The organism is Pedobacter sp., assembly GCF_037719805.1.
Classification (GTDB): domain Bacteria; phylum Bacteroidota; class Bacteroidia; order Sphingobacteriales; family Sphingobacteriaceae; genus Pedobacter.
This window is the reverse complement of the sequence record NZ_JBBJLZ010000002.1, coordinates 113289-127727: the sequence shown is the minus strand read 5'-3', so window position 1 is coordinate 127727 and position 14439 is coordinate 113289. Positions and strand designations below refer to the sequence as shown.

Genomic DNA, 14439 nt, shown 5'->3' with positions numbered 1-14439 from the left:
AGGTATTTAGAAATTCAAATGGACAATGTAGGTATTCTCTCCTAATTCCGGATCGTACTCGTAAACAAAGCTGTCAGCCGCCATCGTGATAATGTAAAGCCCAAAGTGTTCAGGTATTTGATTTATATCTGGATTTTCTTCCTGCTTGGGCTTCAAAAATTCAAACTTATATTGTCCAAGTGGCTGGATGTTATGTTTGTTCGACTCTGAAAAACTAATGTTTAAAATATTATCGACATCTTCAAAAGGAAGTTGCGGTGAGCTATCGCTAAAGGCGATCTTGATTCCTTTCTCGATCTTTTGAATGCTTAGGTGGGGCTGATCTATCACTAACTGGATCAACGTGAAGCCTTCACTGCTATGCTTTATTGAATTCGTAATGAGCTCAATAAGGATCAATCTTATTCTTCTTTGATAGCCAAGATCAAGAGAGACATGCTCTATTATTTTAGAAATTACATTGTTCGTGTTCTCGAAAATCTTTTCGGGATCATTTTCAATGCTCAACTTTATTAGGATTGGAAATGTGTTCATTTAAAATCTTCAATAGCTGTTTCCAGGGAATTCATCAAATTGAAGATCTTGTCCAACCGGGTTAGCTCAAATAGATTTCTGATGTCATTGTTCAACTCGATCAATGTTAGTTTACCATTTCGGGGAACAAGATTTTTGAGTATTGCAACCAATGCGCCAAGAAACGAACTATCAAGATATTCTACATGCTCAAATGATATGATCAAGTTTCTTGTTCCAGATTCTATTTCTTTGAAGACTATTTCTTTGAAGTTTTCAGATTTGGTAAGGTTGGCATCCTTATCTATAATAGTAAGTAACACCAGGTCGTCGATGTTCTGTTTTTTTACGTTCATTTAGACTTTTTTTATAATGATGATGCTGCAATCATCAATTTGTGAAACATGCTTGTCAAAAAGCCTGTCCTTAATCGTTTGTGTTGTCTCTTTATTTTGCTTAAAGTTGTACAATTTTTCTTTAAATAAATTGATATCTGACTTCTTTTCACCATTAATCTCAAAATCGATCATTCCGTCAGATATCATATAAAGCTCTTCATTTAAATCAAGTTTGATGTCCATTTCGGAGTAGTGTTCGAATTCAGAAAACCCTAACAAGATTCCATCAGACTTAAAATATCGAAGTTCCGGACCCTTTTCTTCAAACTTCAAAACCGGAAGATCTCCTGCCCCAGAGTATTTGACCGTTCCTAGCTCGTCATCCAATAATACGATACTTAATGTAGAAAATATATCGCTCAATAATTCATCATCGTGTATGACCCTGTTTAATTTATTTAGAATCTCTGACAAAGAATAGTTCTCATCATAAACACAAAGTCGTATGGCCGAACGGATGTAACTTAAAAAGCTGAAGGAAAAAAACCAGGCTCCCCATTTCTTTCCCATGACATCTCCAAGAACGATAAAAGTATATCTTTCATTTATTTGAATGAAGTCTATGAAGTCTCCACCCGGTTGATTTTGAAAAGACTGATTGAAGTAATCGATTATAAAGTGCTTAAGTAGCGGCGCTTTTTTAGGGATGTTACGTAAGTTTAGACGTTCCGCAATGCCTTTTATCTCGCTTAGGGAACGTTCATAATGTTCTCTTACAGCTTGTAAAAGATTATCAATTTTAGAAAGAATGTGGGAGGGAGGAGTGTTTTTTGCAATGTAATCGATGGCCTTTAAATCCAATCCCTGTTGCACGTTATCTATGTCATTGACGGAGGTCAGGAATAGAAAAGGTATGTTTTTAAAAGAATCTTGCTTTAGAAGCCTGCGCCTGAACTCAAAGCCGTCTTTACCGGGCATCTCATAATCAGACATAATAAGATCGGGAGTTTCCGACTGCAGAATAGTTTCTGCTTCGTCTACAGATAAAGCGATCATACAATGGTAGCCGTTGGTTGTAAGTAGTTTCTCAAAAAGACGCAACTGAAAAATATCATCATCCACTAATAAAATGATTCTATTCATCACGTTTTAAATTTAATAAAGCATTGATCATAATATATATTCCTACTGCAACAATAATCAAGGAAATCAGATCCATTAATGTTACTCCATCATTCTCGGTGAAGTGAAAAATAGTGAACATCTCGAAGTACGGCGGAGCCGGCATGATGATCATTGCAAATCCCAGAGTTACAAATAGCAGTCCAATTATTCCTTTTACCAGGCGACTAATAACCGACTTAATGTTAATTTTCTTGGCATCGGAAGAGTCAAAGTGAGTGTTGTTAAGCAGCAGTTCGAGCTTATCCAATTGTTCCATCTTGTCAAGGTCGGACATCGTAAGATTCCTTACTTCTTTGATTGAACTTCCCCCATTCAGCTTTTGATCCAGACTAATATTCAATCTGCCCTTGATGTTTTTGACGTTTTCAGAGTCCAGATCACTCTTTTCTAACAAAGAAATGAACTCTTCCAGTTTGTTGAGGAGCGCTTCGTTGTTGCCATCGAGGTGCTCAAACCGAGTTATTTCTTCGGTTAATTTGGTTTTGTTAGGCAAAATATACTACTTTGATGAAAATTAATCCAAGTTAGGTTTTAAAAATGGCTTTAATCTCAATTATCACAGTAAATTTTAATCAACCTCAAGCCACTTTAGCCCTTCTCAAATCTATTTATGAGTGTTATCCTAAAGCAAATCTGGAAATCATTGTAGTGGATAATGCCAGTACCGAAGATCATGGAGCAGAGTTCAAAAATACTGAACTTCATGTGCTTTACATCCGCTCCGAAAAGAATCTAGGATTTGCAGGTGGTAATAATTTGGGAATAAAATCCGCAAAAGGAGAATTTATATTCCTGGTAAATAACGACACGGAATTTAGTCCGGGATTGCTCGAAACTTTAACCGCTACGCTGGAGTCGGACCCTACTATTGGAATCATTTCTCCCAAAATCAACTACTTTGACAATAAGCAAATTATACAATATGCTGGTTTCAGCCCTATGAACTATCACACCGGCAGGAACGCGTGTGTAGGTCAATTTAAGACTGATAGTAGACAGTATGATAATATTGTTGGGGAGACCGGATACGTACATGGTGCGGCAATGATGATCAGAAGATCAGCTTTAAAGGCAGCAGGAGCTATGGCTGAAAATTTCTTCCTCTATTATGAAGAAATGGACTGGTGTGAGCAGATCAAACGCTCAGGCTTCAAGATTTGGGTCAACACGAATGCACTTATCTATCACAAAGAATCTCTTTCTGTAGGCAAAAATAGCGCAGTTAAAGAGTTCTTCATGAATAGAAACAGGATACTATTTATCCGGAGAAATGCTACGGCTCAACAAAAGCTTGTGTTCTGGATCTATTTCATAGGTTTCGTTACTCCGAGGAACATAATTAAGTACCTCAGGGAAGGAAATAGTTCCTTTGTGAGCATAATTTTTAAAGCGATTTTCTGGAATATCGGAAATAAAACGACAAGTACCAATTTAGGCTACACTATAAAATAAATATGATCTCCATCTTTTGGATTGCACTCTTTTTAGTATTCTATACATTTTTCGGCTATGGCATTTTGTTGTACATTCTAGTAAGAATAAAACGTCTGACAAATCCTTCAATAAGAAATAGTTACAGCTTTGAGGAGCTGCCTACTTGTACGGTCATTGTTGCAGCTTACAATGAGGCTGATTTCATTGAGGAAAAAATTAAGAATACCCTCGCTTTAAATTATCCTGCGGGGAAACTGAAGTTTATTTTTGTTACCGACGGATCATCTGACGATACTCCAGAGATCGTAGCGAATTACCCGGAAATTAAGCTGTTACATTCGCCTTTGCGCCTTGGAAAAATTTCAGCAGTTCATAGATCTGTTTTAGAAGTTGAGACAGACTTGATTGTCTTCACAGATGCTAATACGTTCCTTAATCCCGATGCGTTAGTCTTGATGTGCAGACACTATGCTGATCTTCGAGTTGGAGCGGTAGCAGGGGAGAAGAGGGTGATGATTGAAGCATCCGCAGATGCAACTGCCGGTGAGGGATTTTATTGGAAATACGAGTCAAAGCTCAAAACCTGGGATTCTGAATTACACTCTGTGGTTGGTGCCGCAGGTGAACTATTTAGTATTCGTAAAAGTCAATATGAGGCTGTACCATCAAACAGTGTACTTGACGACTTTATGATATCTATGAGAATTGCGGAGAAGGGCTTTATAATAGTTTATGAACCAGAAGCTTTTGCTCAGGAGACTTCATCCGCCAATGTAGGAGAGGAGTTAAAAAGAAAGATAAGGATTGCCGCAGGTGGCATGCAATCCATCATTTGGCTTAAATCACTGTTAAATCCTTTTAAGTTCCCCATACTTAGTTTTCAGTATATAAGTCACCGGGTGCTGCGTTGGACCATTACGCCGTTTCTAATGATTTTGGCCTTGATTTTAAACCTGGTGATCGTAGGTCAGGGCAACACCTTAATTTACGGACTGCTCTTAGGTGCTCAACTTGCATTCTATGGCTCAGCGTATATTGGCAAAAGGTTAGAAGACCAAAAGATCAGGGTGAAGTTGCTTTTTGTACCTTACTATTTCTGCATGATGAATTATGCGGTCTTTGCAGGTATGATACGTTACTTTAAGGGAAATCAATCGGTAGTATGGGAAAAAGCAGTAAGGAAATAAAGAAAGAGAATAATTGACTATTCTCTTTCTTTGGTATTGTTCGGGCGGGGCGCCGGGGTGACTGGTCGCACAGCCGGTTTTTCGGGTGGTGTGGAAACGATCTCTCCAAATTCATTTACGTAAGCCATCATGCTCTCCAAATCTCCTCCTGAAGAATTTTGTTGACGTTCCTGCTTGCGTTGTTCTTTATCTTCTTTTTTCTTTTGTCTATTTTTTTCCAGTTGCTTCTTCATGAAGGTTGCCTGAGATTTAGCCATATATATATGTTTAAGTGAAGCCAGTCAATAGAATGATCTGACAAAATAGGGGATTGTAGTTATCCCGGTTTATGCAAATATAGCAATTTTTAGCTGTTTATCAAAGTTCCAGTTCGACACGAAAAGTGGAGGAAGTAGTAGTTGCATAAACCTTCGTAGTTGCCTTTCTAAGTGTACCCCGTATTACATATTTCAAATCACCAGTCGCAATGATGTCTTTTAAGTCTTCGGCTGTTGCATTTACCGGAATGTTTAACGTTTTAACTTGGGAGTCGGATACATTCAGTGTGGCCAGTACGTTTGATGAGAGGCTACCTCCCTGCAGTCTAATACTCAGGGTTTCGAAGTTAGCGAAGGTAACATCTTTGACCGTATCCGTTATTGTTAAGTTAATACTGTTTATTCGGAGTTTTTTGACATTCTTCGACGATAAGCGGGTATTTTGCAACTTGATCAATGCGTCAAGATCAAATGGGACAGGTATGGTAGCGATAGTCGTCCCAGTATCAAGGCTTGAGATAATTGGTATATTGTAAGCCGCTGGACCTTGATTTACAGTAATATTCATCACCGTAGTATCATTGATCTTGCTACAGGCAGAACTTAGCATTAAGCTTGCAATTAGGAAGAAAAAGGCGCTACCTCGCATATATTTTGTGGTTTTAGTGTCAATATTTTATTTTGTTAAATTATTAAACCTTTAATAATCAGTTAACTTAAAAGTCATTTGATGAAGTGATGTAACAAGTAAGTATGCATGTTAACGTTGAATGGAGTAACAAAAGGCAGAATAAAATTTGGTAATCGTAGTTAACGTAAACTCCGTCAGTGTTTTACGGAGCTCATATTAAAGTGATGCTATTCATACTGCTGCCTTTTGTATGCCGCTGAAAAATCACTTCTCATTAGCTTGAAACGTTCAATTACTGTGCCGATAAAAGCCTCATCCAGCATTGCGAAAATCTCATTGGCGCCTCCCCCACTCAAGTCCAACTCTGACAATTTATAGCTTTGTTCAAGTGTTCCTTGTTCAAACTTTACAATATACTTTTGATTCATGTTGAACAATGTGATCTTGCACTCCGGGTGTGGCAATTCTGCGATAACTCTCATTTTAAATTTAAATTGTTTACGAAATAACAAGTATAAGTAATTGGAATTTGAAACTGTGGCTACTTACCCACAGACAATATTAATCCCAATTCGTTTTATCTCACCAAAGTTCTCTAAAACATCTGTGTTATTAATATGACTTTAAAGGTCTCAAAAATACATATTTTTGACTGATATAATTTAACAATGGCGGAAGATCTAACCATTATAACGACTGTGGGTAAAGAAGAACAATACCTGTCCTTATTACCTCAAATAAAGGCTTTAATTGCTGGGGAAACTGACCAGATAGCAAACCTTGCTAATATTACGGCAGCGCTAAAAGATCAATTCAAATGGTTTTGGGTTGGCTTTTATCTCGTGAAGGAAGGAGAGTTGGTCTTGGGCCCCTTTCAGGGACCTGTAGCCTGTACGAGAATTAAAAAAGGGAAAGGTGTTTGCGGTTCATCCTGGGAGCGGGCCGAGCTATTGATCGTTCCTGATGTAGATGAGTTTCCAGGCCACATTGCCTGTGCCGCTGCTTCAAGATCAGAGATTGTCCTGCCGTTATATAGGGAAGGCCAAATCATTGGAGTTTTGGATGTTGATAGTGAGTACCTTGAGCATTTTGATCAGATAGACGCTAAATATCTTCAACAAATTTTAGATTTTCTTAATGGCTAAATTACCTTATTCCTATTTTCAGACACTCGATGTCAACGCTGTTGCTATTGACCTTATCGGAAAGTATCTATTTACATCAATCGACGGTGTTATTACCGGTGGCATAATCGTTGAGACTGAAGCGTATAAAGGAAATGAAGATAAAGCCTCTCACGCTTATGGCGGAAGGTTAACGAATAGGACGCAGACCATGTACTTAGAGGGGGGATCTTCCTACGTCTATTTATGTTATGGGATTCACCACTTATTTAATGTAGTCACTGGGCCAAAGGGAATTCCGCATGCGGTATTAATTAGAGGGCTGGAGCCGGTTGAAGGGCTGGAACATATGCTTGTCAGAAGAAACATGACTATCTTGAAGCCAAACATAACCGCCGGTCCTGGAGCTTTAGCTAAAGCAATGGGCATCGATAAAAACCTAAATACTGCTGATTTACTTGGCGAACAAGTCTGGATTGAAGATCGGGGATTGGTATTTAACAGAGATCAAATTGCAGCTTGTCCCAGGGTTGGGGTGGCCTATGCAGATGATCATGCCTTGTTGCCCTGGCGTTATTTTGTAAAGGGCAATAAGTTTGTGAGCAAGCCTAATAATTCTACGGAATAATGAAAATACAAAGTGAACAGATAATCAAGTTTGAAAATACACTTGACTACGCTAAGCGCATGGATGAAGAGGATCCACTTCTGCAGTTCAGACAGGAATTCTTATTCCCGCGCCACAATGGTCAGCCTTTTATCTATTTGTGTGGAAATTCATTAGGCTTACAGCCTAAAGCAGCACGTGAGGTCCTTAATATTCAACTCGCAAACTGGGAAAATCTCGCAGTTGAAGGTTGGTTTCAGGGAGATGCGCCCTGGATGTTTTATCATAAGGCTCTAAAGAAAATGATCGCTTCGGTTGTAGGGGCAAAGGATTCGGAAGTTTGTCCGATGAACACCTTGACGGTCAACTTGCACCTCCTCATGGTAAGCTTTTACAAGCCTTCCGGAAATCGTTATAAGATATTAATGGAAGCCGGTGCATTTCCTTCTGACCAATATGCGGTAGAAAGCCAGCTTCGATTCCATGGCTATGATCCCGGTGATGCCATTATTGAGGTCGCTCCAAGAGAAGGCGAATTTACCTTAAGAACTGAAGATATTACAGCGCAGATAGCAGCACATGGTGAAGAGATTGCGCTCGTTTTATTCGGCGGGATCAATTACTTCAGTGGTCAATTGTTTGATATGAAGGCAATTACTGAAGCGGGCCATGCTGTTGGTGCAGTTGTTGGATTTGATCTGGCTCATGCCGCAGGAAACGTTCCACTGGAGCTGCATGACTGGCAGGTTGACTTTGCCTGCTGGTGCTCTTACAAGTACCAAAATTCAGGTCCGGGCGGGATAAGTGCTATATTTGTTCATGAAAAGCACTTTGAGGACAAGTCCTTAAACCGGTTTTCCGGTTGGTGGGGATTCCAGGAGTCCAAACGTTTCAAGATGGAAAAAGGCTTTGTCCCTGAGAATGGTGCGGATGGATGGCAGGTAAGTTGTACGCAGGTTATCCCAATGGCACTTTATCATGCCTCTTTGTTGATATTCGAGAAAGCAGGGTATATGGAGCCCCTTCGTAAAAAGAGTGTTGCTTTGACCTCTTACCTTTTTTACATGATCGATCAGGTGAACCTGGCATTAGGAGGTGAATACTACAAAATCATTACACCTACCGACAATAGAGAAAGGGGAGCACAAGTTTCAATTGTCGCAAAGCAAGATGGAAAGCTTGTCTTTGACGAACTAGTAGCCAACAAAGTTCTCGGTGATTGGCGCGAACCTGACGTGATAAGACTAAGTCCTGTCCCATTGTACAATTCATTTGAGGACATTTTTACCGCTGGAAATCTGCTGCTACTGATCAGTAAAAAGATATTTAAATAGTTTTACATGATAAATTACAATCCGAAAGCCTGGTTTACTTTCATATTTCACATTCACAAAGCTGATACAATCAGAAAGGTATGGCCGCTTATGTTAAGTGTCGCTGTATTCTCCGGGCTCATTGCTTTTATAGAATTGAACTACCTTAAACTTGGCGAAAGTGTCCACGTAAGGAACATCGGTATGATGCATACACTTCTAGGGCTGGTCATTTCACTTTTACTGGTATTTAGAACCAATACTTCGTACGACAGGTGGTGGGAAGGTAGAAAGCTACTTGGTGCATTGACCAATGTAAGCAGAAATTTTGCTATCAAAATCAAGTCTCTTCGTCTTGATGAAAGTCATGTCGAGTTTTTTGAATACGGAATACCTAAATTTGCCTTTGCTTTAAAGGAGCATCTGCGAGAGAAACAATATTTCGGGAAGAACAGCTTTTTAATCGAGGTAGATGGGGGTAAACACATTCCAAACCAAGTAGCAACAAGTTTGTCTATGAGAGTCTATGATCTGCTTGCAGCAGGATCAATTACCCAAGAGCAATTGATTATACTTACAGCAGACATTCAGCAGTTCACTGATATCTGTGGTGGTTGTGAGCGTATTAAGAAGACCCCAATTCCTTTTTCCTATAGTGCTTTTATTAAAAAGTTTGTCTTTGTTTATGTACTTACCTTGCCGATTGGCTGGGTATTTAGCCTTGGCTATTTTGTAGTGCCAATTGTCCCCTTTATCCTGTATGTGCTGGCAAGTTTGGAACTGATAGCTGAGGAGATTGAGGATCCATTTGGTTTTGATGCTAATGATCTGCCGGTCGATATTATCTGCGATAACATCGAGAAGCACGTCAGCGAAATTTTACGATAAGATGGTTATGATTGCCTGGGATCCAATATATGCCCATCCACTCTCTGAAGGCCATCGCTTTCCTATGCTGAAGTACGAACTCATTCCGGAACAGTTACTTCATGAGGGAGTAATTACTGAAGCTAATCTATTTTCTCCAAACGCTGTTGCAGAAGAAGTCATTCTGCTTTCCCATAAACAGAGTTACTGGGAACAGCTAAGAGATCTTACTCTTCCGGCTAAAGAACAGCGACGTGTGGGATTTCCTTTGTCGCCCCAATTGATCGAGCGGGAAATTAGAATTGCACAGGGCACCATAGATGCCGCCGTCTATGCTATCGAAAATGGGATTGCTTACAATGTAGCGGGCGGTACTCATCATGCAGGGAGCAACTGGGGTGAGGGCTTTTGTATGCTTAACGACCAGGCGATCGCAGCAAATTACCTACTTTCAAAAGGACTGGCTGAGAAGATTCTAATTATTGACCTGGACGTTCATCAAGGTAATGGCTCGGCAGAAATTTTTAGAGATGAGCCCAAAGTTTTTACATGCTCTATGCATGGAGAGAAAAATTTCCCGTTTAGAAAAGAGCAGTCTGATCTGGATATTGGCTTAGACGATGGCACTGCGGACGAAGAGTATTTGAAAATATTGAGACAGACACTACCATCTCTACTAGAATTTTCAGCTGACTTTGTTTTCTACCTGGCAGGAGTCGATGTTTTAAGTAGTGATAGTTTAGGCAAGCTTAAACTCTCTAAGTCCGCTTGTAAAGAACGTGATAGACTGGTGCTGCAGTATTGTAAAGACAATAATCTACCAGTGCAAGTGAGCATGGGAGGAGGATACTCCCCGGAAATTAAAGATATTGTTGATGCACATTGTAACACTTTCAAGGTAGGAATTGATATTTTTGCCTGAATATGAAAATTGTAATAGCAGAAAAGCCTTCTGTGGCACGTGAGCTCGCTAAGGTGTTTGGCGCGACGACAAAGAAAGATGGGTATATAGAGGGTAAAGGATATTCTTTTACCTGGGCATTTGGACATTTGCTTCAGCTTGCTCCACCACAGGAGTACGGATATATAGGCTGGAGACGACAACACTTACCAATGTTGCCGTTGAAGTTTAAATTAGGCATACGGAAAATAAAAACCAAAGATGGCTTAGTTGAAGATCCTGGAGTTAGGAAACAGCTGGACATTATTAAGAAGCTTTTCGATGAAGCAACTGAAATTATTGTTGCGACCGATGCAGGGCGTGAGGGTGAACTTATATTTCGCTATATCTACTACTTTCTAAAATGCAAAAAGCCATTTAAGCGTTTGTGGATCTCCTCACAAACTGACGAGGCGATAAAAGAAGGCTTCAGGAATTTGAAGCCTGGTGTAGAGTATGACAGTTTGTTTAATTCAGCCCATTGCCGCTCGGAGTCCGATTGGCTGGTTGGAATGAATGCAACACAAGCCTTAAGTATTTCTGCAGGCTCCAAATCGGTACTGTCTTTAGGAAGGGTGCAAACTCCGACGCTTGCGATGATCTGTTCACGTTTCCTGGAGATAAAAAACTTTGTGCCTCAAACTTTTTATCAACTGGCTATTCAGGTTGACAAAGATGGGCAGCTGTTTCGTGCCATGTCATTGACTAACTTCGAAAAGAAGGAAGACGCGGAAGCTTTGTTCGCGAAGATTGAAGATACCGAATCCGGGTTTCCGATGGGGGCGAAGATTGCTGCTGTAGAGGCTAAACCAAGAAAAGAACCTCCTCCTTTGCTACATGATCTAAGCAGTTTGCAACAAGAGGCAAATAAGAAAAAAAGTCTGACGGCTGACCAAACCCTAAACATTCTTCAGGGATTGTATGAAAGCAAGTTAATCACTTACCCCCGGACGGGTAGTCGTTATATCGGACCCGATGTTTTTGCCGGTGTGCCTAGCTTAATAGCTAAACTTAAAGCACATGAAGACTTTGGTAAACAAGCAGAATTTTTAGGGACAGTTCCACTAAATAAACGGAGCGTAAATGCAAAAAAGGTAACTGATCACCATGCGATTCTCCCTACCGGCGAATCGCCGCATCAATTAACTGGTGATAAACTGGCTCTTTATAATATGGTAGCTGGTAGAATGCTGGAGGCTTTTCATCAGGAATGTGTGAAAGAAATCACAAAGATTACTGTGGAATCTGGCTCTACATTCATTGCAAATGGCACTGTGGTAAGAAGTGCTGGCTGGCGTTCTGTTTTCAACGATAAAGATGAAGAGAAGAAAGATGAAGAGAACCCTTCATTGCCCAAATTAAAACAAGGAGAAACTTTGCCAATTGTAAAGAAGGCCTTGCTCGAGAAACAGACGAAGCCGAAGTCGCTGTATAATGAGGCTTCTTTATTAAAAGCTTTGGAAACTTCGGGAAAGGATATTGAAGATGAAGAGCTACGTTATGCAATGAAAGATAGCGGTTTGGGTACGCCCGCAACCAGGGCGGCAATTATTGAGACGCTCATTAACAGAACCTATGTAACCCGGGAGAAAAGAAACCTTGTGCCAACTGCGAAAGGGCTTGCCGTATATGACGTTGTGAAGGATAAGAAGATTGCCCAGGCTGAATTAACCGGGCAGTGGGAGAAACGGCTGGAAGAAATAAGGTCTGGTGCTTCCGTGGCCGACTTTAAAGCGGAGATCGCGGAATATACTAAGACGATTACGAGCGAATTATTAGTGGCAGGGGTGGGGATGTTCCCTAATTAAACAATATACTACAGGACGATGTTTGTAATAAAGACTAAGAACTATCAAGATGAAAACTGACCTTATAGAAATATTCCAGACCATTAGAGCTTCCTTACAGCCGTACGCAACACTCGGTTTTGATAACCGTACAAATAGCGAGACGCTATACGATTTGTGGAGTAACAAAAATGTTGAAATTGACGGAACACTTAAAAATGAGGTGTTTTTTACCAGCGTTTCTATAGAGGATAGTTATGTAAGTGTTCGTCTGCTACCAGACGAAATGATAAAAGACTTGAAAGAAATTGCTGGTTCTGGCCTTTCGGAGTTGCTGACTGATGCTGGATATTTTAAGATTACTGAATTAGACGATGCTTTACTGGCACATGTTGAAGAAGCAGTAGCGGCAACATTTAAAGTTTATAAAGACAACGGTTGGGTAGTTTAAAACCTTGGCATGCCGAGCTTTTAGAGGAGCTAGATTTTATGGTAGTTCCGTTTGAGCTATTGCCCGATAACTGTTACGACTTGGTATCTTTAAAAGCAGGCACCGTCGTTCTTAATTTGATGAGCTTCGACAGTACAAAGTTGCCTGAAGAGTTAATTGAACTTCAAGAAACGTTTGGACGAAAAAATTCACAACTGATCCACGTTTGGGAAGACGTATGGGGCAGCAGAAAAGAACAGGTTTTAAGTCGGATAAAAGCGATAGTTGGGTTCAACACACGCATTCATGCTCGAAAAACAGCTGTTACCATTTTATCTCAGTTAGAGGCCGACGCGTTTCTTAATGAAAATCATTTACAGTATACTGTTCGTCTAAAATATCGGTATGGGCTCGTCTTAGATAGCAGATTGGTTGCAGTTGCTGGTTTTAGCGCATTACGAAAAATGCATAACGATATGGATGACTACAGATCTGCTGAGTTGATTCGCTTTGCAAACCTGCAAGATACCACAGTGGTAGGTGGATTCACCAAGATACTGGCTCATTTTATAAAAGTTCATCAGCCAGACGATGTGATGAGTTATGCAGACAGGGATTGGTCACTGGGTTCAAGTTATGAAAGATCTGGATTTAAACATGTTGAAACCACGCTACCTTCCAGAATTTTCGTGGACAAGAAGACGCTAGCAAGAACTTTCCCTCATCGTTTGACGAATATTTCAAGCGAAAACGGATATTTTGAAGTCTATAATACCGGTAATTTGAAATACATCCTGGCTTGTGAATAGTGTAAATCCTTTGATTATCATATTGGGACCGACAGCGTCTGGTAAAACCAATTTGGCAGTAAGGTTAGCCTACGAGTTAGGTGCAGAAATCATAAGCGCTGATAGTCGCCAGGTGTTTCGGGATATGAACATTGGCACGGGAAAAGACTTGTCTGAATACAGTTTTGCTGGACGCAGCATCGCTCATCATCTAATAGATATCAAATCAGCTGGAGAAAAATATAATGTCAACGAATTTAAAGAGGATTTTTATAAAGTCTTTCAACAACTAAATAGTGAAGGCATATTAACAATACTCTGCGGTGGTACCGGTATGTACATTCACAGTCTGCTTCAAAACCAGACCTATACCGCAATTCCTAACAATCATGAATTACGGACTGCATTAAGTAGTCTTGATATTGAAGAATTACGGACTAGACTAGCCCGTTATCCGGTCGAGTTTACTCGGCATGCAGACCTTAGTTCTCATAAACGACTGGTAAGAGCGATTGAAGTTGCTGAGTATTTACTTGTCAATAAGCTGCCGGTTGCAGCAAAGCCAATTACTAACACTTTGGTAATTGGGTTGAACCCAGAGGTTGAAATCCGAAGGTCAAACATTATATCCAGATTAGAACGGCGCATTGAGGACGGATTAATTATTGAAGTTCAGCAACTCATTGACAACGGGTTAAGTGAAGAGATGCTGGAATACTATGGATTGGAATACAGGTTTGTTGGTGCTTATTTGAAGGGCAATTATACATTAGTTGAACTAAAAGATCGACTTAGCACAGCAATTTGTCAATATGCTAAAAGGCAAATGACTTTCTTCAGGAAGATGGAAAAAGATGGCATTACAATTAATTGGTTCAATCCAAGTGCGGAACCTAATAAATTATTTAATAGCGTGTTAGCGTTAATTAAGAGTTCCATAGACATTTAAATTTTATTTGTTTACAAATTCTTGCGGTGGGATATTCTTGTATGGCATACAATTTGTTATCGTGGTGTTGGCAGTGAAGTTACTGCAAA

General features: G+C 40.0%; 18 protein-coding genes. 11 read left to right on the top strand and 7 right to left on the bottom strand.

Annotated features, from left to right (window positions below; genetic code table 11):
* Positions 1-6 precede the first annotated feature (6 nt).
* The 4 genes from WKF66_RS05705 to WKF66_RS05690 are packed head-to-tail and all read right to left on the bottom strand — an operon-like array spanning position 7 to position 2529.
* Positions 7-534 (bottom strand): hypothetical protein, encoded by a 528-nt coding sequence (locus WKF66_RS05705; RefSeq protein ID WP_489673458.1) that lies wholly within the window; start codon positions 532-534, stop codon positions 7-9.
* A complete protein-coding gene (locus tag WKF66_RS05700) occupies positions 531-869 on the bottom strand; it encodes an STAS domain-containing protein (protein WP_489673457.1) in 339 nt (112 codons plus the stop codon). The genes WKF66_RS05705 and WKF66_RS05700 overlap by 4 nt, the downstream gene beginning before the upstream one ends.
* A complete protein-coding gene (locus WKF66_RS05695; protein WP_489673456.1) occupies positions 870-1994 on the bottom strand; it encodes a response regulator in 1125 nt (374 codons plus the stop codon). It lies immediately after the preceding gene.
* A complete protein-coding gene (locus WKF66_RS05690; RefSeq protein ID WP_489673455.1) occupies positions 1987-2529 on the bottom strand; it encodes a hypothetical protein in 543 nt (180 codons plus the stop codon). Before WKF66_RS05690 ends, WKF66_RS05695 begins: the two co-directional genes overlap by 8 nt.
* A gap of 44 nt (positions 2530-2573) precedes the next feature.
* Here WKF66_RS05690 and WKF66_RS05685 point away from each other — a divergent pair, with 44 nt between their 5' ends.
* Positions 2574-3488 carry a glycosyltransferase family 2 protein gene (locus WKF66_RS05685; protein WP_489673454.1) on the top strand — a complete coding sequence of 305 codons (915 nt, stop codon included), beginning with the start codon at positions 2574-2576 and terminating at the stop codon, positions 3486-3488.
* Between the two features lie 2 nt (positions 3489-3490).
* On the top strand, positions 3491-4657 hold the full coding sequence (locus WKF66_RS05680) for a glycosyltransferase family 2 protein (protein ID WP_489673453.1): 1167 nt from the start codon (positions 3491-3493) through the stop codon (positions 4655-4657).
* Between the two features lie 17 nt (positions 4658-4674).
* Here WKF66_RS05680 and WKF66_RS05675 read toward each other — a convergent pair whose 3' ends face one another.
* From WKF66_RS05675 to WKF66_RS05665, 3 genes are all read right to left on the bottom strand, one after another.
* Complete coding sequence (locus tag WKF66_RS05675) at positions 4675-4914, bottom strand: hypothetical protein (RefSeq protein ID WP_489673452.1); 240 nt, start codon at positions 4912-4914, stop codon at positions 4675-4677.
* Positions 4915-5014: 100 nt separating this feature from the next.
* Positions 5015-5563: a hypothetical protein gene (locus WKF66_RS05670; RefSeq protein ID WP_489673451.1), complete on the bottom strand. Its 549-nt coding sequence runs from the start codon at positions 5561-5563 to the stop codon at positions 5015-5017.
* A 209-nt stretch (positions 5564-5772) separates the two neighbouring features.
* The gene (locus WKF66_RS05665; protein WP_489673450.1) at positions 5773-6027 is read right to left on the bottom strand and encodes a hypothetical protein; all 255 of its coding nucleotides are present in this window, start codon (positions 6025-6027) and stop codon (positions 5773-5775) included.
* Positions 6028-6213: 186 nt separating this feature from the next.
* On the opposite strand from WKF66_RS05665, the gene WKF66_RS05660 reads away from it, so the two are divergent.
* Genes WKF66_RS05660 through miaA form a run of 9 tightly spaced genes read left to right on the top strand, consistent with a single transcriptional unit; the run spans position 6214 to position 14350 of the window.
* Positions 6214-6690: a GAF domain-containing protein gene (locus tag WKF66_RS05660; protein ID WP_489673449.1), complete on the top strand. Its 477-nt coding sequence runs from the start codon at positions 6214-6216 to the stop codon at positions 6688-6690.
* Positions 6683-7297, top strand: a complete 615-nt coding sequence (locus tag WKF66_RS05655; RefSeq protein WP_489673448.1) for a DNA-3-methyladenine glycosylase — start codon at positions 6683-6685, stop codon at positions 7295-7297. The genes WKF66_RS05660 and WKF66_RS05655 overlap by 8 nt, the downstream gene beginning before the upstream one ends.
* A complete protein-coding gene (gene kynU / locus WKF66_RS05650; protein WP_489673447.1) occupies positions 7297-8610 on the top strand; it encodes a kynureninase in 1314 nt (437 codons plus the stop codon). The genes WKF66_RS05655 and kynU overlap by 1 nt, the downstream gene beginning before the upstream one ends.
* Positions 8611-8616: 6 nt before the next feature.
* Positions 8617-9477 carry a bestrophin family protein gene (locus WKF66_RS05645; protein WP_489673446.1) on the top strand — a complete coding sequence of 287 codons (861 nt, stop codon included), beginning with the start codon at positions 8617-8619 and terminating at the stop codon, positions 9475-9477.
* Between the two features lies 1 nt (position 9478).
* Positions 9479-10378 carry a histone deacetylase family protein gene (locus tag WKF66_RS05640; protein ID WP_489673445.1) on the top strand — a complete coding sequence of 300 codons (900 nt, stop codon included), beginning with the start codon at positions 9479-9481 and terminating at the stop codon, positions 10376-10378.
* Between the two features lie 2 nt (positions 10379-10380).
* Positions 10381-12204 carry a DNA topoisomerase III gene (topB, locus tag WKF66_RS05635; RefSeq protein ID WP_489673444.1) on the top strand — a complete coding sequence of 608 codons (1824 nt, stop codon included), beginning with the start codon at positions 10381-10383 and terminating at the stop codon, positions 12202-12204.
* A gap of 49 nt (positions 12205-12253) precedes the next feature.
* Positions 12254-12634, top strand: coding sequence for a hypothetical protein (locus WKF66_RS05630; RefSeq protein ID WP_489673443.1), 381 nt, complete (start codon positions 12254-12256; stop codon positions 12632-12634).
* Positions 12622-13422 carry a hypothetical protein gene (locus WKF66_RS05625; RefSeq protein WP_489673442.1) on the top strand — a complete coding sequence of 267 codons (801 nt, stop codon included), beginning with the start codon at positions 12622-12624 and terminating at the stop codon, positions 13420-13422. The genes WKF66_RS05630 and WKF66_RS05625 overlap by 13 nt, the downstream gene beginning before the upstream one ends.
* Before the next feature lie 10 nt (positions 13423-13432).
* Positions 13433-14350, top strand: coding sequence for a tRNA (adenosine(37)-N6)-dimethylallyltransferase MiaA (gene miaA, locus WKF66_RS05620; protein WP_489673441.1), 918 nt, complete (start codon positions 13433-13435; stop codon positions 14348-14350).
* Positions 14351-14439: the final 89 nt, after the last annotated feature.

Bases quoted from the DNA above. Each gene is read 5' to 3' on its own strand.
- WKF66_RS05655 (WP_489673448.1), top strand. From the start codon at position 6,683: ATGGCTAAATTACCTTATTCCTATTTTCAGACACTCGATGTCAACGCT.
- WKF66_RS05685 (WP_489673454.1), top strand. From the start codon at position 2,574: ATGGCTTTAATCTCAATTATCACAGTAAATTTTAATCAACCTCAAGCC.
- kynU (WP_489673447.1), top strand. From the start codon at position 7,297: ATGAAAATACAAAGTGAACAGATAATCAAGTTTGAAAATACACTTGAC.
- WKF66_RS05705 (WP_489673458.1), bottom strand. From the start codon at position 534: ATGAACACATTTCCAATCCTAATAAAGTTGAGCATTGAAAATGATCCC.
- WKF66_RS05645 (WP_489673446.1), top strand. From the start codon at position 8,617: ATGATAAATTACAATCCGAAAGCCTGGTTTACTTTCATATTTCACATT.
- WKF66_RS05665 (WP_489673450.1), bottom strand. From the start codon at position 6,027: ATGAGAGTTATCGCAGAATTGCCACACCCGGAGTGCAAGATCACATTG.
- WKF66_RS05695 (WP_489673456.1), bottom strand. From the start codon at position 1,994: ATGAATAGAATCATTTTATTAGTGGATGATGATATTTTTCAGTTGCGT.
- topB (WP_489673444.1), top strand. From the start codon at position 10,381: ATGAAAATTGTAATAGCAGAAAAGCCTTCTGTGGCACGTGAGCTCGCT.
- WKF66_RS05660 (WP_489673449.1), top strand. From the start codon at position 6,214: ATGGCGGAAGATCTAACCATTATAACGACTGTGGGTAAAGAAGAACAA.
- WKF66_RS05670 (WP_489673451.1), bottom strand. From the start codon at position 5,563: ATGCGAGGTAGCGCCTTTTTCTTCCTAATTGCAAGCTTAATGCTAAGT.
- WKF66_RS05675 (WP_489673452.1), bottom strand. From the start codon at position 4,914: ATGGCTAAATCTCAGGCAACCTTCATGAAGAAGCAACTGGAAAAAAAT.
- WKF66_RS05630 (WP_489673443.1), top strand. From the start codon at position 12,254: ATGAAAACTGACCTTATAGAAATATTCCAGACCATTAGAGCTTCCTTA.
- WKF66_RS05700 (WP_489673457.1), bottom strand. From the start codon at position 869: ATGAACGTAAAAAAACAGAACATCGACGACCTGGTGTTACTTACTATT.
- WKF66_RS05680 (WP_489673453.1), top strand. From the start codon at position 3,491: ATGATCTCCATCTTTTGGATTGCACTCTTTTTAGTATTCTATACATTT.
- WKF66_RS05640 (WP_489673445.1), top strand. From the start codon at position 9,479: ATGGTTATGATTGCCTGGGATCCAATATATGCCCATCCACTCTCTGAA.